The sequence below is a fragment of the Qipengyuania sp. JC766 genome (genome assembly GCF_040717445.1).
GTDB lineage: Bacteria > Pseudomonadota > Alphaproteobacteria > Sphingomonadales > Sphingomonadaceae > JC766.
The window spans coordinates 2524272-2545755 of record NZ_JBFEFL010000001.1; the positions used below are offsets into that span (position 1 = coordinate 2524272).

The following is a 21484-nucleotide window of genomic DNA, read 5'->3' on the forward strand; positions in this document are numbered from 1 at the left end:
GGGAGAGCCGGGGGGCAGATTTTTCGTGGCACTATCGATCGATGACGTCCTGGACGCGGCGCTAGACGAGACGAAGCTGCGCGACCTGCTGCGCGGCTATGCCGGGCTGCTGGACGCCAAGGGGTATGCCGCGGGCTGGACCACCGGCCGCGCGATCGAGGACATGTTCCTGTGGGAGAACGACTGGACCGAGGAGATGGTCGCCCGGTACCACGCCGAATTCGCCCAGCGGGACCTGTGGACCATCGCCTCGCTGTCCGACCCGCGGTTCGACACTTTCGTGCGCATGACCGAACTGGTCCCGCCGGATGTCTATGCCGCCTCGCCGCTGTGGACCGAACTGCTGGAGCCGGGCGGGGACGACACGTTCTACGCGCTCGGCATCAAGACGCAGCTGGGCGATAGCATCGGCGGGGTCACCTTCTACCGCCGCATCACGCAATCCGATTTTACCGACGCGCACCTCGCCGCCATGCGCGAGGACGAGCGCGTGCTCGGCCGCCTCATCGGGGTTCGCGCCCGTGTCGCGCTGGGGGCCGCCGCGGCGCGTACCTGGCGCGCGGTCGTCGACAGCTATGCGGGCGAAGTCTACGTCGTCACGCCCGATCGCCATCTGCTGGACTGCAACGCGGCGGCGAAGGAACGGCTCGACGCGAAGAACGGCCTGCGGATGGTCTCGGGCAAGCTGCGCGCCGTCGTCGCCGGTGCCGATGCGCAGCTGGAGGAACAGCTGCGCCTGGCGCTGACGCCCACCGGCATCGGGTCCTGCGCGATCCGGCGGCCGGACGGCACCATGCTCCGCTACCAGTTGCTGCGGACGGAACGGCTGAGCGGCCAGCCGCAGATCATCATCCTGGGCGAGCTGCCGCAGACCATCCCCGCGACCACCCAGGCGTATCTGAAGCAGATGTTCGGCCTCTCGCCCGCGGAAGCGGACGTGATCGTCGCACTGGCCGAAGGGAAGACCACCGCCGAAGTGGTCGAAAAACGCGGATCGTCCTACGAAACCGTGCGCTCGCAATACCGCGCCGCGCTCAAAAAGATGGACTGCCCGCGCCTGGTAGACGCAGTCGCCCTCCTGCGCCGCACCCTCCCGCTGAAAGACAACGGCCGCACGATCACCGCGAAGAAATGAGGGGAGGGGCGGGGTTGCGCAAACCGGGGTGAGTGGAAGGACTGGCGCCGTCGGGCCCTGTCAGCCCGAGCCGAAGACTGCCGCTGCCGAAAGGGCGGCGACTGCGCTCAGGAACCAGTAGAATTTCCTGGGTTTTCGCCACCTTGGCGGATCCGGCAACACCATCTCGTTTCCTTTCCTCTTCGCTTTCCGGGTTGTCCGCCCTGCCGTGTGGCGGGGGCGATCCTTGGAAAAGCGTCAGTTCCCGTTTCCGACCGGCAATCTACTCGATCGAGCTGGCATCGTTAAGCAGTTCGAGATCCTCGGGTTCGCCCAGGACCGAGACGATGTCGGTTTCCCGCAATTGGAGGTCCGGCCGCGCGATGATCAGTTTCCCGTCCCTCTCGATCGTCATGGCGAGGCAGGTTCCCGGCCAATTGATGTCTTCCAGCCGCGCCCCTTTCTGCGCGGCCAGAACGGGTATCCTCGAGACCGCGCTCCGGAACACGTGGTCGTCGCGCGCCAGCACCCGGTTGACCTCTTCCCTCCCGGTGGCCGCCAGCCAGCGTTTCTCGAAACTGTCGCTTCGCGCCACTTCGGCAAGGTGTCCCACGATGCGAAGATCGAGCCCGACCGGTTCTTCCGGCAACAGGAGGTACATCAGCGTGTGGACGTCGCGCGCGCCCATCACGTCCACCGAGGCATCGCCCCTGAACCTGAAAATGGCGAGCTGGGATTCGTCGATGTCGGGGATGATCTTGTAGGCGAGGTACATATTGGGCCGGATGGCGCGCACGTCCATCCGGTCGCCGTCGAAGATCGATTGCGCGACTTTCTCGTCCAGTCCGAACTGCGTGCGTGCGATCTCGGACAGCTTCCTGCTCAATCTCGCGGTGTCGTACCGGCCTTCGTCGTAGTCGACGAGCGCGGCCCGCCCCACGAGGCTCTCGTATCGCAGGTTCTCCGGCTCCGTCTTTTCGTGGACGATGGACGTCAGTTCGTGTTCGATCCCCTCGTAGGTGTGATGCCCCAGCTGGCGATGCATGTGGTAGATCGCCCCCCGGCGCTTCACCCGCTTCGAGGCATAGACCTGGAAATAGACCCCACAGGCAATTGCGAGGGCCGCCGTGAAAAGGATCGGCACCGCACCCATTTCCAGGATCAGCCAGAACGACAGCAGGAAGCCCGCAATCGGAGTCCACGGATAGAGCGGGACCCTGTAGCCCGGACGGTAACTGTCGATCCGGCTCTCCCGCATCACGATGACGGCCAGACACAGGAGGCCGAACAGGAGCAACTGGAAGGCGCTGGCCAGTTTCGCGACCGATTCCACGTCGAACACGACGAGGACCAGCACCATGGTCAGGACCGTCGCGCCGATGGCGACGACGGGCGTACCGCTCCGGCCCAGTTCCCCCAGCCTCGCGTGAACCAGCTTGTCCTTCGCCATGGCGAACGGATAGCGCGAGGCGGAAAGGATGCCGGCATTGCCGGTGGACGCGAACGCGGCGACCGCCGCCACGACCAGCAGCGTCACGCCCAGGTCGTAGGGTATCCAGCCCAAGAACACCGCGCCCGCATCCGCGACCGGCGTCAGGCTGTCGAACAGTTGCTGCGGCGGCAGGGCCGTGACGATCAGCAAGGCGCCGAGCGTGTAGATCGCCGTCGCCGTCACCAGCGAGAGGATCATGCCGAGCGGTATGTTCCGGTCGGGGTTCTCGATCTCCTCGGACACGCTGGCGACCTTGGTCAGGCCGGCATAGGACACGAACACGAGGCCGATCGTGGTGATGAACCCGCCGAACCCTTCCCGGAAGAACTCACCGTAGGCGGGTTTGGGCGAGAACACCGCCGCAACCCCCGTGCGCGACAGGCCCACGATGATGAACGCCACGAGGATCGTCACCAGCGTCGCGACGAGGATCCGCTGCAGGAGCGTGGTTTCCTTGGCCCCGAGAACGTTGAGCAGGCCGAACGCGATCGTCAGCACGACGGCAGTGACGGTGATCGGCAGGTCGACATAGAGCGCGAGATAGGCCCCCATGCCCACCAGGGCGAAGGCGCTCTTGAATACGGTCGCGATCCACGACCCCACGCCGCCGATCATGCCCATCATCGGCCCCATGCTGCGATCGAGGAAGAAATAGGCGCCGCCCGAGCGGGGCATCGCGGTCGAAAGTTCCGCCATGCAGAACATGGCCGGCAGGATCAGCAGTCCGGCGACCATGTAGGCGAGGTAGACGGAATTGCCGGTCTGGGCCGCCGCGATCCCGGGCAGCAGGAACAGGCCGGACGAGAACATGGCCCCGGTCGCGACGGCATAGACGTCGAACAGCTTGAGGCTTTTCGCGAGCTTCTGGTCGCTCCCGGTATCACTTGCAGAGGCTATGTCGGTACCTTCCGTGCCGGAAAAAGACGTCGCGCGACCCCTTCGACAACCAGCCGGGTCGCGGATGTATCCCCGGTCGTGCGGGCCGACGCGTCGAATGCCCGCGAACCCCTCACGATGATGACAGGGCGATTGCCGCTATGTCCTTTTCGGGATCGATGGCCTGGCCCGCTTCCCTGCGCTCGGAATAGCGGTCCACCAGCTGTTCGGCATGCGGGCGCAGCAGGACGGTGAAGCGCACCAGTTCCTCCATGACGTCCACGATGCGGTCGTAGAGCGGTGAAGGCTTCATGCGGCCGGCATCGTCGAATTCCTCGTATGCCTTTGGCACGCTGGACTGGTTGGGGATGGTGAACATCCGCATCCAGCGACCGAGCAGGCGCAAAGTATTGACCGTGTTGAAGGACTGCGACCCGGCCGACACCTGCATGACTGCCAGCGTCCGCCCCTGGGTCGGACGCATGCCACCGATGCTGAGCGGCAGGTGATCGATCTGGGTCTTCATGATGCCGGTGATCTGGCCGTGCCGCTCCGGGCTGCACCAGACCATGCCTTCGGACCAGAACGCATGCTCGCGCAGTTCGTGGACGGCGGGATGGTCATCGCCACCGACCTGATCGGGCAGCGGCAGGTCCGACGGATCGAAGATGCGCGTCTCCGCCCCGAACAACTGGAGCAATCGCGCGGCTTCCTCGACCGCGAACCGCGAATAGGAGCGCTCTCGCAGGGAGCCGTAGAGTAGCAGGATGCGCGGCGGCGGCTGATCGTCGCCAAGGCCGACGGCTGGCCGAACATCAACGAAATCGCGATCCAGCGCCGGCAAGCTGTCGGGATCGGGGAGCGGGCGCAGACGGGACATGATTGAACTCCGTGGATCAGGCCAGCGTGAGGCGAAGGGCGAGCGCTGCCAGGGTCACCAGCAGGATCGGCGTGGTCAGCGTGATGCCGACGCGGAAGTAATAGCCCCAGCCGATTTTCACGCCCTTCTGACCCAGCACATGCAGCCACAGCAGCGTCGCGAGCGAACCGATCGGGGTGATCTTCGGCCCGAGATCGCAGCCGATGACGTTGGCGTAGATCATCGCGTCGCGCACGGGGCCCGTAGCGCCGGTTGCGTCGATCGACAATGCGCCGACGAGGACGGTGGGCATGTTGTTCATGCCCGAGGAAAGCACGGCCGACAGGATGCCCGTGCCGAAGGTCGCGCCCCACACACTGCCTTCTGCGGAGCGTTCGAGCAAGCCTGCTATGGCTGCGGCAAGCCCGGCGTTGCTCATCCCGTAGACGACCAGGTACATGCCGAGCGAGAAGACCACGACCTGCCAAGGTGCCTCGCGGATCACCCGGCCGGTGGGAATGGCGTGCCCGCGCGCAGCGATGGCAATGAGCGCAAGCGCGCCGAGCGCCGCGACGGCGCTGATCGGCACGCCTATCGGATCGAGGACGAAGAAACCGACCAGCAGCAATGCCAGCACCACCCACCCGGCGCGAAAGGTCGCGCGGTCGTGGATCGCTTCTGCCGGCGCGCGGAGCTGGGTGACGTCGTAACTGGCGGGAATGTCCTTGCGGAAGAACACCATCAGCGCGGCCAGCGTGGCTGCGATGGCGGCAAGATCGACCGGCACCATGACCAGCGCATATTCGCCGAACCCGATATCGAAGAAATCGGCCGAGACGATATTGACGAGGTTCGAGACGACCAGTGGCAGGCTGGCGGTATCGGCGATGAACCCCGCCGCCATTACGAAAGCCAGCGTCGCCCTGGCGTTGTAGCCCAGGGCCCTGAGCATCGCGATCACGATCGGGGTAAGGATCAGCGCGGCGCCATCATTGGCGAAGATCGCCGCGACCCCTGCACCGAGCAGCACCACGAGCACGAACAGCATACGCCCGTTCCCGCGGCCCCAGCGTGCGACATGGAGCGCAGCCCACTCGAAGAACCCCGCCCGGTCGAGGATGAGGCTGATGAGGATGATCGCGACGAAGGCGCCGGTCGCGTTCCAGATGATGTCCCAGACCACCGGGATGTCGGCGAGCGAGATCACTCCGGTGGCAAGCGCCACCAAGGCGCCGCCGATCGCGCTCCAGCCGATGCCGAGCCCGCGCGGCTGCCAGATCACCAAGGTGATGGTGGCGACGAAAATCCCGATCGCGAGCAGCATCAGGGGATACGCGCGCCCGCCGCATCCACGACCTGCTCACCGTCCTCCTTGGCGAATGCGCCCCGCTGGGGACTGGGCAGGATGTCGAGAACCGCCTCTGACGGGCGACACAGGCGAACGCCGAGCGGCGAGACGACAATCGGGCGATTGATGAGAATCGGGTGCTCCATCATCGCATCGACCAGCGCCGCATCGCTCAGGCTCTCGTCGCCAAGACCCAGCTCGGCGTACGGCGTGCCCTTTTCGCGAAGCAACTCCCGGGGATTCAGCCCGGCGCGGTCGATCAGGCTTTCGACCATGCCGCGCGACGGGGGCGTTTTTAGGTATTCCACGACGTGCGGCTCGATACCTGCATTGCGGATCATCGCCAGCGTGTTGCGCGATGTCCCGCATTCGGGATTGTGGTAGATGACGATGTCGGCGGGCACGGTGATTTCCTTCACTAGAGGAGCGCCGGGCGCGTGTGGCTTAGCAGCATTCGGCAAGTTCTGCGGCAAGCGGTTCGCACAGGTCCGCGCGTCCGCCGCAGCAATCCTTTGCCAGGAACAACATCAGATCGCGCAGGGTCGTGATGTTCGCGCGCTGGATCATCCGCCGCCCGCGCTTTTCCGGAACGACGAGGCCGGCAGCAACGAGGATGGCGAGATGGCTGGAAAACGTGCTCTGGCCAAGGCCCGATGTCTCTACCAGCTGCCCCGTCGAAAGGCCTTCCGGCTGATGACGCACCAGAAGCCGGAAGGCATCCAGGCGGGTCGGATGAGACAGGGCCGCAAGGCAGTCGAGGGCAATGGCCGGTTGCATTCATCGATATTTATCGATGGGATAGGGCGGCGTCAAATCCTATCGACAATTTCCGATGCATGCGGTGCGGGCAGTCGCGCCCGGAATTACTCTTCCAAAGCAGACCCGCATCGGCGCGCTGAGCGGAAATGGCACGAAGTGTCCTTTGCCCGCCTTCGCGAGGGCTGGCGGGCTCAAAGTCCAGCTCCCGCTATCCCGCGATCCGATCGCTCAGATAATCCCGGTCGCCTTGCCGGCGCGTTCGAACATGCCGAGGATGGTGCTCACTTCCTCTTCGGAATGTTCCGCGCACAGCGAGCAGCGCAGCAGCGTCATGTTGGCCGGCGTGGCCGGCGGGCGGGCGAGGTTGACGTAGAGGCCTTCGGTCAGCAGCGCTTCCCACATCGCCGCGCCCTTTTCGAGGTCGGGCATTATCACCGCGATGATCGCGCTCTGCGCCTCGTCGGTGCCGAGCTGGAAGCCCAGATCCTTCAGGCCCTTGTGCAGGGTGCGCGAATTCTCCCACAGATGGGCGCGCTTGTTGCCGCCGTGCATCAGCTTGCGGATGCTGGTGGCCGCGGTCGCCACAACGCTGGGCGGCAGGCTGGCGGTGAAGACATAGGGGCGGCAGACCAGCCGCATGATCTCGAACTTGGGATGGTTGGAGACGCAGAAACCGCCCACCGTGCCCACGCTCTTGCTGAAAGTGCCGATGATGAAGTCGACATCGTCCATGATGCCCTGGTCTTCGGCCACGCCGCGCCCGTTCTCGCCGATGAAGCCCATGGAATGGGCCTCGTCCACCAGCACCATCGCGCCGTTCTCCTTGGCGATGCGGACCATTTCCTTCAGCGGGGCGATGTCGCCCAGCATCGAATAGACGCCTTCCAGCACGACCAGCTTGCCCGCGCCTTCCGGGATGCGCTTCAGGCGCTTTTCCATCGCCTCTATGTCGTTGTGCTTGAACGGCACGATTTCCGCATCACCCAGCTTGCACCCGTCGTAGATGCTGGCGTGGCTGTCGATGTCGAGGACGATGTAGTCGCCCTTGCCCGCGATGGTGGAAATGATGCCCAGGTTCGCCTGGTAGCCGGTGGAAAAGACCATCGCGTGGTCCATCCCGTAGAACTCGCGCAGCGCGTCCTCGCACTCCTTGTGGCCCTGGTAGGTGCCGTTGAGCACGCGGCTGCCGGTGGTGCCGGTGCCGAAATCGGCCAGCGCCTGCTGCCCCGCCTCGACCACGTCCGGGTCGAAGGTCATGCCCATGTAGTTGTAGGTGCCGAGCAGGATCGTCTCGCGCCCGTTGCAGACCGCGCGGGTGGGGGAGAGGACCTTTTCCATCACCAGGTTGAACGGATCTTCCTGACCGCTGGCCAGCAGGCCCTCGCGCATCTGGATCAGGCCGTCGAACTTGCTGAACAGGTCCTTTTCACCGCCCTCGATTTCCTGCGGGCGGTCGGGCTGCGACAGGCCTTCGCTCACGCGCCCGATACCATCTTAGTGACCGCATCGACCAGCTGGCCGTAGGTTTCGATCTCGGCCTGCTGGTTCATGCTGATGATGATGTCGAACTCGTCCTCGATCGCGGCGACGAAATCCATCACGGTCAGGCTGTCGAATTCCAGGTCGTGCTGGAACGTGGTGGCATCGGTGATCGTCTCGTCCTTCTTGTTGAAGGGCTCGATCAGTTCGCGAATTTTCGTGTCGACTTCGCTGCGGTCCATGGGGCGTGTGCTCCGGATTGAATTTATTGCGCGGCAAAGCGGGGCGCGGGGGCGATTGTCAAGCCTTGCGCCGCGGGCCGGGCCGTTCGGGGGACGTCCGGGACCGCATGCAGCGCTTCATCCGCACCCGTCTGTTCCCCGTCGGAAAAGCTGCTGACAGCCGGGCGGGAGCGGCGTAGGGCCGACACCGCGATGCAGCCCTTGCGCCGGACTTTCGGCAATCATGCCCCCTTGTGGATCGCGGTCCTGCTGCTGGCGGTGCTGGTGCGCGCTGCCGTCCCGTCGGGCTTCATGGTCGCGCCGACGCCGGACCGGCTGATAGAGGTCAAGGTCTGCAACGGGCACACCGGACCCCTCGCGAAAACCTACATCACCGTACCGGGCAAGCCCGCCCCCGCACCCGAGAACGATGCGGCGAAGGACGCGAAATGCGCCTTTTCCGGCCTCTCCATGTCGGCGCTGGGCGGAACCCCGCCGGTGTTCGTGGGAATCGCGCTGGCGGCGATGGTGCTGCTCGGCCTCGCACCGCTGGTCTCCCCTTCCTTCTCCCTCGGCCGTTACCTGCGCCCGCCGCTGCGCGCGCCCCCGGCCGCGATCTGACACCGTAAAAACCCTTCAAGTCAGATCATTGCGCGCTGCGCCGACCGGCCGGTCGGCCGCCGCGCATGCGGAGAATACCCCATGAAGATTTCCACCCTTGCCCTCGGCACGGCGCTGTTCGCCTGTGCCGCACCCGCCTTAGCTGAGGAGGCCGAGAGCGCCGCCGCAGATGCCGCGGCAGATCCCGAAGACCGGACGATTATCGTGACCGGCAGCCGCTCCTCCGACGAGGCGGAGGAGCGCGCCGACGCCACGCCGGGCGGCACCGACGTCGTCACTTACGTGGACTATGCCGACAAGTCGCTCGTCTCCCTGCGCGATGCGCTGGCCTATTCGCCCGGCGTCTACCTGCAGCCGCGTTACGGCCAGGAGGTGCGCATATCGATCCGCGGATCGGGCCTGTCGCGCGGCTTCCACATGCGCGGCCTGACCCTCTTGCAGGACGGCGTGCCGATCAACCTGGCGGACGACAATGGCGATTTCCAGGAGCTGGAGCCGATCTTCTTCGACTATCTTGAGGTCTATCGCGGCGCCAATGCGCTGCGTTTCGGATCGGGCACGCTGGGCGGGGCGGTCAATGGCGTCACGCCGACAGGGGAAACCGCACCGGGCCTATACCTGCGCGGTGATGCGGGCAGCTTCGACACCTATCGCGGGCTCGTGTCCTATGGCGCGCAGGGCGGCCCGGGCGACGCGTGGGCAGCGGTCAGCTACGACAGTTCCGACGGCGACCGGCAGCATGCGAAGCGCGAAAGCCTGCGCTTTCACGGCAATGTCGGCATCCAAATCGCGGACAATATCGAGAACCGCAGCTATGCCAGCGTGAACCGGATCGACCAGGAAATCCCCGGGTCGCTGGACCTCGCCACCGTCCTGACCGCGCCCGAAACCGGCAATTTTGCGGGCGATCAGGCGCGCGACATCGATTCGATCCGCCTGCAGAACCGCACGCGCTTCAGTTTCGACGGCGGGCAGCTGGATGCGGGCGTCTTCGTCAATGCGAAGTCGCTCTACCATCCGATCTTCCAGGTGGTGGACCAGGAATCGATCGACCGCGGCGTCTATGCCCGCTTCGATTACGCCAGCGGCCCGTTCGAACTGACGCTGGGCGGGGAGGCGCGCTTCGGTGACGTGAACTCCAAGCGGTTCGTCAATATCGACGGGGAACGCGGCGCGAAGACCTTCGATGCCGAGCAGGAGGCGCGCACGGCCAACCTCTATGCCGAGGCGCGCTTGCGCCCCGTGGAGCAGCTGCAACTGATCGCAGGCGGCATCTACGCCGACGGGATGCGGCGGCAGCGGCAGACCTTCAACAGCTTTGCCGGCGGCGCGACGGACGTTACGGGTGAAGCGGGTTTCGACGCCTTCTCGCCCAAGCTGGGCGTCCTGTTCGAACCGGGACCCGATGTGCAGTTCTTCGCCAATTACAGCCGATCCGTCGAATTTCCCGGCTTCGTGGAGCTGGCGCAGGTCGCCAGTTTCGTGAACCTCGATCTCCAGATCGCCTGGACGGCGGAAGTGGGCGCACGCGGCCGGATCGGTATCGCGGAATGGGACTTCGCCGCCTACCGGGCCGAGATCGAGGGTGAACTGCTGCAGTTCAATGTCGGACCGGACATCCCCGCATCGACCTTCAACGCGGACGAGACGCTGCACCAGGGGATCGAGGCGGCGCTGACGCTGGACCTGACGGACTGGCTGCGCGTGCGGCAGGTCTATCAGTACAGCGATTTCCGTTTCCGGGACGACGCGCAATATGGCGACAACCGCCTGCCGGTGGTGCCGGAACACGTCTATCGCGGCGAGGTGCGGCTGGGGACCGATGCGCTGCATGTCGCGCCCAATGTCGAATGGGTGCCGGACGGCGCCTGGGCGGATTACAGCAATACGCTGAAGACGGATGGCTATGCGCTGGTCGGCGTCACCGTAGGAGCGGGCGTCGCGCCGGGGATCGACCTGTTCCTCGATGCGCGTAACCTGCTGGACGAAAAGGCGGTGGGCGATATCAGTGCCGCCATCACCGCGTCTCCCGCGTCGGTGATCTTCTACCCCGTGGAACGTCGCGCCGTGTTCGGCGGCGTGCGCGCCCGGTTCTAGGAGCAGCAGGATGGCCGATACCGCGACTTACCGCACGATCTGGCGCTGGCATTTCTATGCCGGCCTGTTCGTGCTGCCCTTCGTGCTGATCCTCTCGATCACGGGATCGATCTACCTCTTCAAGCCGCAGATAGACCGGTGGGAGGAGCGCGATTATCGGGGCCTCTCGCTCGACGGCGCGGTGTCGGCCGATCGCCAGCTGGAGGCGGTCAGGGCCGCCTATCCCGACGCGGTCTTCAACCATTACCGCCTGCCCGAGCATCCGGGCGATGCTGCGGTGGTGCAGGTGGGGCTGCCGCAGGGCGGCCTGGCGGACGTGTTCGTGTCCCCGCAGGGGGAAGTGCTGGGTGCGATCGACCCGGCGGAGCGGATTTCCACCGTGGTGGCCGATTTCCACGGGTCGCTGATGTTGGGCGACTGGGGAGACCGGCTGGTGGAGCTGGTCGCCAGCTGGACCATCGTGATGATCCTGACCGGGCTTTACCTGTGGTGGCCGCGGCCCTTCCGCGCGGGCGGTACGCTCTATCCGCGGCTGTCGCTCAAGGGGCGGCCCTTGCTGAAGGACCTGCACCGGGTCACGGGCTTCTGGATCGCCGGGCTGGTTCTGGCGATGCTGGCCAGCGGCCTGCCCTGGGCCGGGACCTGGGGCAGCGCTTTCAAGTGGGCGCGGACGGAGCTTGGACTGGTCGACGGGCCGCAGGACTGGAAGATCGGATCGGGCGCCGACGCGCCAAAGGTAACCGAGGCGGACACGGGCTGGATCATCTCCGCCGCCCGTGCGCACGAAGGGCACGATCACGGGGACATGCCGATGGAAGGGGGAACGGATGCCGCCACGTCCGGCGATCCGCTGCCGCTGTCGCATTACGTTGCTGCGGCGCAAGCAGAAGCCATGGCGTTTCCGGTGCTGGTCCTGCCGCCCAATGCGCCCCAGCGTTTCGGTCCGCCCACGGGCGATGTCTGGACGGTCAAGTCGGAAGCGCAGAACCGTCCGCTGATGCGCACCGTCACCTACGATCCCGTCAGCGGCGACGAGCTGTCGCGCACCGGCTTTGCGGACAAGCACCCGATCGACCGGGCGATCAATTACGGGATCGCCTGGCACGAGGGGCAGCTGTTCGGCATCGTCAACCAGATCGTGGGCCTGCTGACGGCGCTGGCGCTGATCGGCCTTTCGGTCGTCGGTACGCTGATGTGGCTGAAGCGCCGCCCCGCGGGGCGGCTGGGTGCCCCGGCGCCCGGACGATCGCGCGCCGGGCCGGCCCTGCTGGCGATCATGCTGGTCATGGCAGTCCTGCTGCCGCTGTTCGGCGCCTCTCTGGTTGTGCTGTGGGTCTGCGACCGGCTTTACCGGCTCGTCCGGCGGGGCGGGGAGCCCGTTTCGCCGATTAAAGGTTAGGGTCCGGGGGGTGCCTGTGATAGGCCCCCCTCGCTGACGTCGAAATTTGCGACGGACTTCGGCTTTTGACGAACGCCGCGACCTTTCCGCCCATGGCGGCAGGAGCGGGGCGCAACTTGGACGACGACTTCCTTTCATCGGACGATTTGACGCACGACCGGCCCGCATGTCGCGGGGCGGCAACCTCTCGCGTTCTTGAAAGGAACCACCATGAGCAAGACCGGAACGGTAAAATTCTTCAACGCCGACAAGGGCTACGGCTTCATCCAGCCCGACGACGGTTCGGACGACAGCTTCGTTCACATCACCGCCGTGCAGGCGGCCGGGATGCAGACGCTCGATAAGGACCAGCGCCTGAACTACGAAGTCGAAACGGGCCGCAACGGCAAGGCGAGCGCCGTCAACCTTTCGGCAGCCGACTGATTGGTTCGAAAACGACTCCGTCCCCCGCGCGCCGGTCGATGGCCGCGCGTGGGGGCGGGGCACCCGAGTTTCCCCGCTGCGTCCCACGAAAGGCCGACCGATGAGCCAGACATTCGAATTCTACGATGCGCGTGCGCGCGAAGCGGCAGATGCCGCCGGGGAGGCCTCGCTCCAGAACGTGCGGGACAAGAACCTGCGGGCCGAAAAGACCTGGCGCGCCCTCGCCGACCAGGCGCAGCAGGTCGCCGAAGAACGCGCCCGCACCGCGCGGGTGAAGGAATCGGTCCGCGAGGCCGAGGCAGGCGATCCGGCCGCGACCTGAATTTAAGCTGCCCCTGCGGCAGCCTATCCTTCGGCCTTTTCCACCTGCCACCACAAGCCACGTCGCATGAACGCCGTGCGCTCCCGCGTGGCCGCCTCGAGACAGGCCAGCTGCACCACGCCGCGCGCCGAACCGCCGCGATAGGGCAGGGCTTCCGCCTCGCACGCCCGGTCGCGATAGGTGATCCAGGCCCGCTGCGCCGCGCGCAAGGCCGCTTTTTCCTCGTCGTCCAGCGCGGACATCAGCGTCTTGTAGGTCGCGTTCAATTCGGCGTCGGCATCTTCCAGCGCGGCTGAGAAGCAGTTCGCCATTTCCACTGTCGAGGTCGCATCGGGACAGGGGCCGTCCGCGTTCATGTGCTGCGCGCCAGCGGACCCTGCAAAGCACAGGGCGCCACAGGCGAAGGAAACCGCAACAAACGTCCGGACCATCTGAAATTCTCCATCTCGGTCGTGCGCCGGACTCAAGATCCGGCGGCTAGCAATCCTAGCGTGCGCATCCTTAACGGTTGCCGCTGCAAAAGGAGCTCGCAGCCTAGTCCACCAAGGCGCGCACCGCGGCCATGAAGGGGCCGATGCTGACCGGCTTGCTCAGGTAGTTCGCCGCGCCCGCTTCGCGGATGCGTTCTTCGTCGCCGCGTCCGGCATAAGCGGTGACCGCCAGGATCGGCACGTCCGACAGGCTGGCATCCTTGCGGAAGGCGGCGATCAGGTCGAGGCCGGAGATGTTGGGCAGCTGGATGTCCATAATGGCGAGGTCAGGGGCGAAGGCGCGGGCCGCATTCAGCGCCAGTTCCCCGTCGGCCACCGGTTCGGTCTCGAAACCGTTCGCCTTCAGCACCTCGCAGAACAGTTTGCGGTTGAGATCGTTGTCCTCGACAACGAGTATGCGCTTTGCCACTGGCACCCTTCCATTCCGGCTCTCGGCCCATACCTAGAGCCCGACAAGGAACGAGACAATTCTCACAGACCGCCAATCCCAATCGAAACCTGCCCAGGTGACTGCCGACACGGCCGAGGCCCTGGCGCTGGGCGCGCTCGGCTGGATCCTGTCGGACGACGACAGGGCGGAACGGCTGCTGTCGCTGACCGGCATGACGCCCGACGGCTTGCGCGCCGCGATCGGAGAGCGCGGGACATTGGCGGCGGTGCTCGAATTCCTCGTCAATCACGAACCCGACCTTCTGGGCGCGGCGGAGCACCTCGGCACCGATCCCGCCACGCTGGTCGATGCGCAAAGGATATTGTCCCGATGACCGAACCCGCCGCTTCCGCGCCCCGACCGCTGGTGATCTGCGACTGCGACGAGGTCCTGCTGCGCATGGTCCCGCATTTCCGGGACTGGCTGGCGGAAACGCAGGGCGTGACCTTCATCCTGGGCAAGCCCGATTTCAGCGAGGCGATGCACTGGACCCAAACTGGCGAGCCCGTCGCGCAGAAGGACATGTGGCGCCTCCTGAACCTCTTCTTCGATACCGAGATGGACCGGCAGGACCCGATTGAGGGCGCGGTGGACGCGATCGCCGAGATTGCCAACCATGCGGAAGTCGTGATCCTGACCAACCTTCTCGATAACCGGCGTGACCGGCGCGCGCAGCAGCTGCGCGCCCACGGGATCGACGTGGAAGTCTACACCAACCAGGGGCCCAAGGGCCCGGCGATCGCGAAGATCATCGAGGATCACGCGCCGACCAAGGCGATCTTCATCGACGATCTTGCCCAGCACCACGGTTCGGCTGCACAGGAAGTGCCCCAGGTCATCCGCCTGCACATGTGCGGGGAACCGGAAATCGCGCCGCACATACAATGCGGCAAGGAAGCGGGCCACGCCCACGCGCGGATCGACCGCTGGGACGAGGCGTTGCCCTGGATACTCGACCAACTCGCAGACGAAAAGGAAGCCGCATGAGCATCGACGCCCGCCTGACCGAACTCGGAATTGTCCTGCCGGAAGCCGCCGCGCCCGTCGCCAGCTACAAGCCCGTGACGGTGCATGACGGGCTGGTCCACCTGTCGGGCCAGTTGCCCTTCGTGGACGGTCAGCTGGTAACCGGACGGCTGGGCGACGACGTTTCGCTGGAGCGTGGGCAGGAAGCCGCGCGTGCCTGCGGCCTGATGATCCTGGCGCAGTTGCGCGAGGCGCGCATCCCGCTCGACAAGGTGCGACGCGTGGTCAAGCTGGGCGTCTTCGTCAATTCGACCCCCGATTTCACCGACCAGGCGAAGGTCGCCAACGGCGCGTCCGAACTGATGTTCGACGTGTTCGGCGAACTCGGCCGCCATTCGCGCAGCGCCGTCGGCGTCGCGGTGCTGCCGCTGGGTGCGGCGGTGGAAGTGGACGCGATCATCGCCATCGACGGTGACTGACGGACCTGCAGAACCCCAATTCACGGCGAAGCTCGCCGGATCGGTCGGTGCGGTCCCGAAAGCGGACTGGGACGCGCTGGCCGGGATCGGCGGTGGGGGCGCGGGCAATCCGTTCGTCTCCCACGATTTCCTGACCGCGCTCGAGGATTCGGGCAGCGTCGGGCCGCGCTCGGGCTGGCAGGCCGCACCGATCCTGCTGGAAGAGGACGGGACGCTGGTCGGCGCACTCCCCAGCTATCTCAAGGGGCACAGCCAGGGCGAATACGTCTTCGACCATGCCTGGGCCGACGCGTATGAGCGGGCAGGGGGCGAATACTATCCCAAGCTGCTGATCGCTGCGCCATTTACCCCGGCTACCGGCCCGCGGGTGCTGGTGCGCGAGGAACGCTACGCCGCCCCGCTGCTGCAGGCCGCGATGAAGGTCTGCGCCCAGAACGGCTTTTCCGGCGCGCACGCCAATTTCATCGAGCCTGCGCAATTGCCGCTGTTCGAGCAGGCGGGCTGGCTGCCGCGGTCGGATATCCAGTTCCACTGGACCAATCGCGGCTACGACGATTTCGAAGGTTTCCTGGCCGATCTCGCGTCGCGCAAGCGCAAAGCGGTGCGCAAGGAACGCGCCGCCGCGCAGGAACAGGTGCGGATAGAGCGTCTGACCGGCGCCGATCTGCGTCCCGAACACTGGGACGCGTTCTGGGAATTCTACCAGGACACCGGCGCGCGCAAATGGGGTACGCCCTATCTGACGCGGGAGGCGTTCGACCTGCTGGGCGAACGCATGGGTGACCGCATCGTGCTGGTCCTCGCCAGCCAGGACGGGGAGCCGGTTGCGGGCGCGCTCAACTTCGTGGGCGAGGATGCGCTGTACGGCCGGTACTGGGGCTGCACGCGCGACGTGCGCTTCCTGCATTTTGAACTGTGTTACTACCAGGCGATCGACATCGCCATCGAACGCGGCCTGTCGCGCGTGGAAGCGGGCGCACAGGGTGGACACAAGCTCGCCCGTGGGTACGAACCGGTCCAGACTTGGTCCGCGCACTGGATCGCGGATTCCGGCTTTCGCGAAGCGATCGCCGATTTTCTCGAGCGCGAACGCGCCGGGGTGGCGATGGACCGGAACTTCCTGGCCGAACGCACCCCTTTCAGGAAGGGCTAGGCGGCGCGCATCGCGTCCTGTGCCAGCCATTCGCGCGCGCGGCGCTGCGCTTCGGCGATTTCGCGGGCGGTCATCTCGTCCGAAATGTCGGCGCGGCACCAGGTCGCTTCCTCGTGCCCCTGCGCGGCGGCAAGGTTGAACCACTTGTGCGCTTCGATCATGTCGCACGGCGCACCGTGGCTGCCGGTCGAATAGGCGACGCCGAGATCGTAGTAGGCGCTGCTGTCGCCCTGGAGCGCCGCGGCAAGGCAACTGGCGATCAGCAGGCTGGACTGGTCCTTGGGCAACTGGACGGCCTGGCCGCCCGTGACAGGTGTGAGTTGCATCGTATTTCCCCCGTTCGAACGGCCCCCTGCCGTCCATGGCCCGATGCTTCCGCTTTCATGGTCAATAAAAGGTTAACATCGGGGAGGAAAAAAGCCCGGGCGACGCAAATGCGCGGGTTCGGACCACCGTGTCCGGATTGCCGCTTGTGCCGGGTGGGCGCCCTTTCTATAGGCGCGCCCGGAACCTCGGTCGCGCTTTTGCGCAAACGGGTAGAGAGGGTTTGAGGGCGCAATGGCGAGCACGGCGCACGATCAGGAAAGGCTTGAAAAGGCCCGCGCTTCGCTGGAGGAATCCTACGTTCCTTCGGACGACGAAGAGTACATGAACGCCACGCAGCAGGACTACTTCCGGATGCTGCTGCTGGAATGGAAGCGGTCGATCCACAATGCCGCCAGCCAGACGCTCCAGTCGCTGCAGGATGGCCCGATCCGCGAACCCGACCTCAATGACCGCGCATCGAGCGAGACGGACTGGGGCATCGAACTGCGCACCCGCGACCGCCAGCGCAAGCTGATCACCAAGATCGACGCGGCCCTGCGCCGGATCGACGCGGGCGAATACGGCTACTGCGAAGTGACCGGCGATCCCATCGGCCTGCGCCGCCTGATCGCACGGCCCGTCGCCACCATGACGGTGGAGGCCCAGTCCGCCCACGAGCGGCGCGAGAAGATTTCGCGCGACGACTGACCGGACGGCGGCTTTTTGCCGGTTCTGCTTAAAGCTTCGTTAGGCAGGAAGGCGGTAGGAAGATCGCTGTATCAAGGTCGCGATACGACACGAAAACAAGGGACGATCTTTCCATAATGGCCGGCGTCGAAACCCGTCACATTCCCAGAGACAGCCTGTTCCTGATGGCCGAGGTCCGCCTGCGCGACGCGGCGGAAGGGGCCAAGGTGCGCGTGCGCAACCTGTCCGCCGGCGGGATGATGGCGGAAGGCGATCTGCGCGTGCAGCGCGGTGCCCAGCTGGCCGTGAACCTGCGCAATGTCGGCTGGGTCGAAGGGAGCGTCGCCTGGGTCCAGGATGACCGTTTCGGCATCGCCTTCGCCAACGAGATCGACCACAAGGCGCCGCGCGCCGCAGACCGGGGCGAGCAGTTCGAGCCGCCCCGCTGGACGCGCAACATCAAGGCGTTCGACAAGGTCGGCGAACGCAGTACGGGCAACATCCGCAAAATCTGACCTGCGGCGCAAACTTGCCCGCTGACCTCGCCCGCGCATCCTGCTAGCCCGGTCGCGTGGTCCGGCTGTTCGCATCCTTCCTGCTCCTGTGCCTCGCCGCCTGTTCGGGCGGCGACAGCGACATCGCGGACGTCGCGATCATCGGGGAAGGCGATATTCGCGCCGAAGGGCTGCGCCTGTCCGTCCCCCAGCAATATCTGCGCGCCGCGACGGCGGACGGGCTGGTCCGGTACGAAACGCAGGGCGATATCGTGCCTGCTCTCGCCGAACGCTGGATCGTCACCGACGGCGGGATGAGCTACATCTTCCGCCTGCGCGACGTGGACCTGACGGGCGGGGAAGCGCTGTCGGCAGAAGACGTGCGGGACGAGATGAATGCCGCCATCGCCGCGCTGGACGGGACTTCGCTCGGTCACGATCTCGACGTCATCGACGAGATCCGCGCCATGACCGGGCGCGTGATCGAAATCCGGCTGAAGCATCCCATGCCCGCCTTCCTGCAATTGCTGGCCCAGCCGGAACTCGCGCTGCGCCAGAACGGGAAGCTGCCCGGTCCGATGGAAGCGCAGGCGGATGGCGATGAAGCCATTCTGCAACCGGTCCCGCCGGAACTGCGCGGATTTCCGGCGATAGAGGACTGGGCGGAAACGGTGCGCCCGGTCAGTGCCCGTCTGCTGGGTGCCGAAGCCGCGATCGCCGCTTTCCAGGAAGGGGAGTTCGACCTGGTACTGGACGGGCAGATCACCAGCCTGCCGCTGGCCGATCTCGGCCCGCTGTCGACCGGCACCATCCGGCTGGAGCCGGTCACCGGCCTGTTCGGCCTGCGCGTGCTCAACGACGAAGGGCTGCTGAAAGGGCCGCTGGAGCGCGAGGCGCTGGCAATGGCGATAAACCGGTCCACGCTGATGGAAGGCTTCAACCTCGACGGCTGGCAATCCTCCACCCGGCTGGTGCCCGGCGACAACCCGGTCGGCCCGGACGGCGCGCCGCTGGCGGAGCGATGGGCGGGCCTGACCATGGAGCAGCGCATCAGCGAGGCGCGCAGCCGCATCGCCGCCTGGCGCGACGGGGACGGCAACGGGGAAGCGAACCTGCGCATCCTGCTGCCCGACGGTCCGGGTGCGGAAAGCATCTTCTCCAGTCTGGCGCGCGACATGGCGGCGATCGGCGTGGCGCTGGTGCCGGTGGACGCGCGCGAGGATGCGGACTTGGTCCTGATCGACCGCGTCGCGCGCTATCCCGACCGGCGCTGGTTCCTGAACCAGTTCAACTGCACCACCCGCTCCGGCATCTGTTCGCCCGAAGCGGACACGCTGGTGGAAGAGGCGCTGGAGACGCGCGACAATGCCGCGCGGGAAGCCGTCATGCGCGATGCCGAGGAAACGCTGCTGGCGGAAAACATCTACATCCCGCTCGGCGCGCCGGTCCGCTGGTCGCTGGTGCGCGGCGGGTTCACCGCCTTCGTCGCCAATGCGACCGGCCGGCACGACTTGTTCGCGATGTCCCAGCGACCCATGTAGGCGGGGAGGAGACACGATGACCGATCCCGTCCGCCCGGAACCGCTGACCGGCAGCAAGCGCCCCGAAAAGATGGGTCTCGATTTCCCAGTCGGGTCCGATCCCGCTTCCGTGCGCCGCCGGATCGAGGCGATGGAGCACCTGCTGGAACGCAGTTTCCGTATTCCGGGCGTCAATGCGCCGGTCGGGCTCGATTCCATCGTCGGGCTGGTGCCGGTGGTGGGCGACCTGATCACGGCGGCCATGGGCGCGTACATCGTGTGGGAAGCGAAGAACCTCGGCATGGGCAAATGGCACCTGATGCGCATGGCCGGCAATGTCGGGTTCGACACGCTGATCGGCGCGATCCCCGTGGTGGGCGATGCGGCGGACTTCTTCTTCCGGTCCAACACGCGCAATTTGCGGATCGTGCGCAAGCACCTCGACAAGCACCACCCGGCGCAGCGCACCATAGACCAGTAGTTTCGCCGCCCGCTATTCCGCGCTAGGGCCACGTCCATGGCGAAGGACGTCACCTACTCATCCTATCTCGATCTCGACCGCATCCTGTCGGCGCAGCACCCGGTTTCGGACGCGCATGACGAGATGCTGTTCATCATCGTCCACCAGGCGAGCGAGCTGTGGCTGAAGCTCTGCCTGCACGAATTGCAGGCCGCGCGGCAGGACATCGCGGCAGACACGCTGCGCCCGGCGTTCAAGCACCTCGCCCGCGTGGCGCGTGCACAGGGGCAGCTGATCCAGAGCTGGGACGTGCTGAGCACGATGACACCGCACGACTATTCCACCGTGCGCCCGCATTTGGGCAATTCCAGCGGCTTCCAGAGCGCGCAGTACCGCCTGATGGAATTCCTGTTGGGCGGACGTAATCCGGACATGGTCACCATGCACGAGGCGACGCCCGAAGTGGCCGAGGCCCTGCGCGCCGAACTGGACCGGCCGAGCCTGTACGACGAGACCATGCGCCTGCTCGACCGGCGCGGCTTTGCCATTCCCGACGAGGTCCTCACCCGCGACAAGCAGGCCGAATGGACCGAGAACGACGCGGTGCAGGACGCCTGGGCGGACATCTACCGCAACCCGCAGGAACACTGGGACCTCTACGAGCTGGCGGAAAAGCTGGTCGACCTCGAATACCATTTCCAGCGCTGGCGCTTCGGCCACCTCAAGACGGTGGAACGCATCATCGGCTTCAAGAAAGGCACCGGCGGGACGGCCGGCGTGCCCTATCTGGAGGGCGTGCTGAAGCAGGTGTTCTTCCCCGAGCTGCTGAGCGTGAGGACCGCGATATGACCGACTGGCGATCCAAGCGGCGCATCCGGGACATTTCGCAGGTGCTGCGTCCGGACCTGCCCGTCTGGCCGGGCGATACCGAATTCGCCTTCGAGCGGACCTGGCGCATGGACGAGGGATCGCCGGTCAATGTCGGCCGGATGACCATGTCGACCCATTCGGGCACGCATGCGGACGCGCCGCTGCATTATGCCGAGGACGGCGCCGATGCCGCGACGATGGCAATCGACCCCTATATCGGCGAATGCCTGGTGGTGGACGCGCGCGGCGTGACCGGGGAAATCGACGTGGCGGACCTGCCGCACCTAGACAGCGTTGACCGCGTCCTGTTCCGCCAGTGGGACACATTCCCGCACGACGGCTGGCGAAGCGACTGGTTGCCGATCGCGGCCGAGACGATCGAATGGCTCGCTTTGCAGGGCGTGAAGCTGGTCGGGACGGACGCGCCCTCAGTCGATCCGCAGGACAGCAAGACCATGGCCGCGCATCTCGCCGTGCTGGAGCACGACATGCGCATCCTCGAAGGGCTGGTCCTCGATGACGTGCCGGAAGGGCGCTACGAACTGATCGCTCTGCCGCTCAAGGTGGCGGGCGGCGATGCGGGACTGTGCCGCGCCATCCTGCGGGACCTGCCGTGAC

Annotated in this window: 26 protein-coding genes; 16 read left to right on the forward strand and 10 right to left on the reverse strand. The window is 66.0% G+C overall.

Features of this window, described 5'->3' with window-relative positions; translation table 11 throughout:
* Window positions 1–25 precede the first annotated feature (25 nt).
* Window positions 26–1135, forward strand: a complete 1110-nt coding sequence (locus tag AB1K63_RS12140; protein WP_366960431.1) for a LuxR C-terminal-related transcriptional regulator — start codon at window positions 26–28, stop codon at window positions 1133–1135.
* A 262-nt stretch (window positions 1136–1397) separates the two neighbouring features.
* Here AB1K63_RS12140 and AB1K63_RS12145 read toward each other — a convergent pair whose 3' ends face one another.
* The 7 genes from AB1K63_RS12145 to AB1K63_RS12175 form a co-directional block, all read right to left on the reverse strand.
* A complete protein-coding gene (locus AB1K63_RS12145) occupies window positions 1398–3602 on the reverse strand; it encodes an amino acid permease (RefSeq protein ID WP_366960718.1) in 2205 nt (734 codons plus the stop codon).
* A 13-nt stretch (window positions 3603–3615) separates the two neighbouring features.
* Window positions 3616–4362, reverse strand: coding sequence for an arsenical resistance protein ArsH (gene arsH / locus AB1K63_RS12150; RefSeq protein ID WP_366960432.1), 747 nt, complete (start codon window positions 4360–4362; stop codon window positions 3616–3618).
* A 16-nt stretch (window positions 4363–4378) separates the two neighbouring features.
* Window positions 4379–5665 carry an arsenic transporter gene (locus tag AB1K63_RS12155; RefSeq protein WP_366960433.1) on the reverse strand — a complete coding sequence of 429 codons (1287 nt, stop codon included), beginning with the start codon at window positions 5663–5665 and terminating at the stop codon, window positions 4379–4381.
* Entirely contained in the window at window positions 5665–6093 is a 429-nt protein-coding gene (gene arsC / locus AB1K63_RS12160; RefSeq protein ID WP_366960434.1) for an arsenate reductase (glutaredoxin), read from the reverse strand. The genes AB1K63_RS12155 and arsC overlap by 1 nt, the downstream gene beginning before the upstream one ends.
* Before the next feature lie 40 nt (window positions 6094–6133).
* On the reverse strand, window positions 6134–6466 hold the full coding sequence (locus tag AB1K63_RS12165) for a metalloregulator ArsR/SmtB family transcription factor (protein ID WP_366960435.1): 333 nt from the start codon (window positions 6464–6466) through the stop codon (window positions 6134–6136).
* A 210-nt stretch (window positions 6467–6676) separates the two neighbouring features.
* Window positions 6677–7927: an aminotransferase class I/II-fold pyridoxal phosphate-dependent enzyme gene (locus tag AB1K63_RS12170; RefSeq protein WP_366960436.1), complete on the reverse strand. Its 1251-nt coding sequence runs from the start codon at window positions 7925–7927 to the stop codon at window positions 6677–6679.
* A complete protein-coding gene (locus AB1K63_RS12175) occupies window positions 7924–8169 on the reverse strand; it encodes an acyl carrier protein (RefSeq protein ID WP_366960438.1) in 246 nt (81 codons plus the stop codon). Before AB1K63_RS12175 ends, AB1K63_RS12170 begins: the two co-directional genes overlap by 4 nt.
* 192 nt (window positions 8170–8361) lie before the next feature.
* Here AB1K63_RS12175 and AB1K63_RS12180 point away from each other — a divergent pair, with 192 nt between their 5' ends.
* The 5 genes from AB1K63_RS12180 to AB1K63_RS12200 all read left to right on the forward strand — a co-directional run bounded on the left by AB1K63_RS12180 (window position 8362) and on the right by AB1K63_RS12200 (window position 13010).
* Window positions 8362–8769: a DUF2946 family protein gene (locus tag AB1K63_RS12180; protein WP_366960439.1), complete on the forward strand. Its 408-nt coding sequence runs from the start codon at window positions 8362–8364 to the stop codon at window positions 8767–8769.
* 81 nt (window positions 8770–8850) lie between these two features.
* The gene (locus AB1K63_RS12185) at window positions 8851–10866 is read left to right on the forward strand and encodes a TonB-dependent receptor (RefSeq protein WP_366960440.1); all 2016 of its coding nucleotides are present in this window, start codon (window positions 8851–8853) and stop codon (window positions 10864–10866) included.
* Window positions 10867–10876: 10 nt separating this feature from the next.
* Window positions 10877–12265, forward strand: coding sequence for a PepSY domain-containing protein (locus AB1K63_RS12190; protein ID WP_366960441.1), 1389 nt, complete (start codon window positions 10877–10879; stop codon window positions 12263–12265).
* A 210-nt stretch (window positions 12266–12475) separates the two neighbouring features.
* Window positions 12476–12688 carry a cold-shock protein gene (locus AB1K63_RS12195; RefSeq protein ID WP_278327859.1) on the forward strand — a complete coding sequence of 71 codons (213 nt, stop codon included), beginning with the start codon at window positions 12476–12478 and terminating at the stop codon, window positions 12686–12688.
* 100 nt (window positions 12689–12788) lie between these two features.
* Window positions 12789–13010 (forward strand): hypothetical protein, encoded by a 222-nt coding sequence (locus AB1K63_RS12200; protein WP_366960442.1) that lies wholly within the window; start codon window positions 12789–12791, stop codon window positions 13008–13010.
* A 23-nt stretch (window positions 13011–13033) separates the two neighbouring features.
* Here the strand turns inward: AB1K63_RS12200 and AB1K63_RS12205 are convergent, their stop codons facing one another.
* Entirely contained in the window at window positions 13034–13441 is a 408-nt protein-coding gene (locus tag AB1K63_RS12205) for a lysozyme inhibitor LprI family protein (RefSeq protein ID WP_366960443.1), read from the reverse strand.
* A 103-nt stretch (window positions 13442–13544) separates the two neighbouring features.
* Window positions 13545–13910 carry a response regulator gene (locus AB1K63_RS12210; protein WP_366960444.1) on the reverse strand — a complete coding sequence of 122 codons (366 nt, stop codon included), beginning with the start codon at window positions 13908–13910 and terminating at the stop codon, window positions 13545–13547.
* A 97-nt stretch (window positions 13911–14007) separates the two neighbouring features.
* Between AB1K63_RS12210 and AB1K63_RS12215 the strand changes: the two genes are divergently transcribed.
* Genes AB1K63_RS12215 through AB1K63_RS12230 form a run of 4 tightly spaced genes read left to right on the forward strand, consistent with a single transcriptional unit; the run spans window position 14008 to window position 16529 of the window.
* Window positions 14008–14265 carry a DUF3572 domain-containing protein gene (locus tag AB1K63_RS12215; protein ID WP_366960445.1) on the forward strand — a complete coding sequence of 86 codons (258 nt, stop codon included), beginning with the start codon at window positions 14008–14010 and terminating at the stop codon, window positions 14263–14265.
* Window positions 14262–14918 carry an HAD family hydrolase gene (locus AB1K63_RS12220; protein ID WP_366960446.1) on the forward strand — a complete coding sequence of 219 codons (657 nt, stop codon included), beginning with the start codon at window positions 14262–14264 and terminating at the stop codon, window positions 14916–14918. The genes AB1K63_RS12215 and AB1K63_RS12220 overlap by 4 nt, the downstream gene beginning before the upstream one ends.
* Entirely contained in the window at window positions 14915–15376 is a 462-nt protein-coding gene (locus AB1K63_RS12225; RefSeq protein WP_366960447.1) for a RidA family protein, read from the forward strand. Before AB1K63_RS12220 ends, AB1K63_RS12225 begins: the two co-directional genes overlap by 4 nt.
* Complete coding sequence (locus AB1K63_RS12230) at window positions 15369–16529, forward strand: GNAT family N-acetyltransferase (RefSeq protein WP_366960449.1); 1161 nt, start codon at window positions 15369–15371, stop codon at window positions 16527–16529. Before AB1K63_RS12225 ends, AB1K63_RS12230 begins: the two co-directional genes overlap by 8 nt.
* On the opposite strand, the gene AB1K63_RS12235 is transcribed toward AB1K63_RS12230, so the two are convergent.
* Complete coding sequence (locus tag AB1K63_RS12235) at window positions 16526–16855, reverse strand: hypothetical protein (RefSeq protein WP_366960450.1); 330 nt, start codon at window positions 16853–16855, stop codon at window positions 16526–16528. The genes AB1K63_RS12230 and AB1K63_RS12235 overlap by 4 nt on opposite strands.
* Before the next feature lie 232 nt (window positions 16856–17087).
* On the opposite strand from AB1K63_RS12235, the gene dksA reads away from it, so the two are divergent.
* From dksA to kynB, 6 genes are all read left to right on the forward strand, one after another.
* A complete protein-coding gene (gene dksA / locus AB1K63_RS12240) occupies window positions 17088–17543 on the forward strand; it encodes an RNA polymerase-binding protein DksA (protein WP_366960451.1) in 456 nt (151 codons plus the stop codon).
* A gap of 116 nt (window positions 17544–17659) precedes the next feature.
* Window positions 17660–18037 (forward strand): PilZ domain-containing protein, encoded by a 378-nt coding sequence (locus tag AB1K63_RS12245; RefSeq protein ID WP_366960452.1) that lies wholly within the window; start codon window positions 17660–17662, stop codon window positions 18035–18037.
* 56 nt (window positions 18038–18093) lie between these two features.
* Complete coding sequence (locus tag AB1K63_RS12250) at window positions 18094–19557, forward strand: ABC transporter substrate-binding protein (protein WP_366960453.1); 1464 nt, start codon at window positions 18094–18096, stop codon at window positions 19555–19557.
* Between the two features lie 70 nt (window positions 19558–19627).
* Window positions 19628–20017, forward strand: coding sequence for a DUF4112 domain-containing protein (locus AB1K63_RS12255; RefSeq protein WP_366960719.1), 390 nt, complete (start codon window positions 19628–19630; stop codon window positions 20015–20017).
* 36 nt (window positions 20018–20053) lie between these two features.
* The gene (locus tag AB1K63_RS12260) at window positions 20054–20845 is read left to right on the forward strand and encodes a tryptophan 2,3-dioxygenase family protein (RefSeq protein ID WP_366960455.1); all 792 of its coding nucleotides are present in this window, start codon (window positions 20054–20056) and stop codon (window positions 20843–20845) included.
* Window positions 20842–21483 carry an arylformamidase gene (kynB, locus tag AB1K63_RS12265; protein WP_366960456.1) on the forward strand — a complete coding sequence of 214 codons (642 nt, stop codon included), beginning with the start codon at window positions 20842–20844 and terminating at the stop codon, window positions 21481–21483. The genes AB1K63_RS12260 and kynB overlap by 4 nt, the downstream gene beginning before the upstream one ends.
* Window position 21484 lies beyond the last annotated feature (1 nt).

Bases quoted from the DNA above. Each gene is read 5' to 3' on its own strand.
- AB1K63_RS12200 (WP_366960442.1), top strand. From the start codon at position 12,789: ATGAGCCAGACATTCGAATTCTACGATGCGCGTGCGCGCGAAGCGGCA.
- AB1K63_RS12185 (WP_366960440.1), top strand. From the start codon at position 8,851: ATGAAGATTTCCACCCTTGCCCTCGGCACGGCGCTGTTCGCCTGTGCC.
- AB1K63_RS12165 (WP_366960435.1), bottom strand. From the start codon at position 6,466: ATGCAACCGGCCATTGCCCTCGACTGCCTTGCGGCCCTGTCTCATCCG.
- AB1K63_RS12235 (WP_366960450.1), bottom strand. From the start codon at position 16,855: ATGCAACTCACACCTGTCACGGGCGGCCAGGCCGTCCAGTTGCCCAAG.
- AB1K63_RS12245 (WP_366960452.1), top strand. From the start codon at position 17,660: ATGGCCGGCGTCGAAACCCGTCACATTCCCAGAGACAGCCTGTTCCTG.
- AB1K63_RS12190 (WP_366960441.1), top strand. From the start codon at position 10,877: ATGGCCGATACCGCGACTTACCGCACGATCTGGCGCTGGCATTTCTAT.
- AB1K63_RS12260 (WP_366960455.1), top strand. From the start codon at position 20,054: ATGGCGAAGGACGTCACCTACTCATCCTATCTCGATCTCGACCGCATC.
- AB1K63_RS12195 (WP_278327859.1), top strand. From the start codon at position 12,476: ATGAGCAAGACCGGAACGGTAAAATTCTTCAACGCCGACAAGGGCTAC.
- AB1K63_RS12175 (WP_366960438.1), bottom strand. From the start codon at position 8,169: ATGGACCGCAGCGAAGTCGACACGAAAATTCGCGAACTGATCGAGCCC.
- kynB (WP_366960456.1), top strand. From the start codon at position 20,842: ATGACCGACTGGCGATCCAAGCGGCGCATCCGGGACATTTCGCAGGTG.
- dksA (WP_366960451.1), top strand. From the start codon at position 17,088: ATGGCGAGCACGGCGCACGATCAGGAAAGGCTTGAAAAGGCCCGCGCT.
- AB1K63_RS12155 (WP_366960433.1), bottom strand. From the start codon at position 5,665: ATGCTGCTCGCGATCGGGATTTTCGTCGCCACCATCACCTTGGTGATC.
- AB1K63_RS12225 (WP_366960447.1), top strand. From the start codon at position 14,915: ATGAGCATCGACGCCCGCCTGACCGAACTCGGAATTGTCCTGCCGGAA.
- AB1K63_RS12180 (WP_366960439.1), top strand. From the start codon at position 8,362: ATGCAGCCCTTGCGCCGGACTTTCGGCAATCATGCCCCCTTGTGGATC.
- AB1K63_RS12205 (WP_366960443.1), bottom strand. From the start codon at position 13,441: ATGGTCCGGACGTTTGTTGCGGTTTCCTTCGCCTGTGGCGCCCTGTGC.
- AB1K63_RS12220 (WP_366960446.1), top strand. From the start codon at position 14,262: ATGACCGAACCCGCCGCTTCCGCGCCCCGACCGCTGGTGATCTGCGAC.
- arsH (WP_366960432.1), bottom strand. From the start codon at position 4,362: ATGTCCCGTCTGCGCCCGCTCCCCGATCCCGACAGCTTGCCGGCGCTG.
- AB1K63_RS12255 (WP_366960719.1), top strand. From the start codon at position 19,628: ATGGGTCTCGATTTCCCAGTCGGGTCCGATCCCGCTTCCGTGCGCCGC.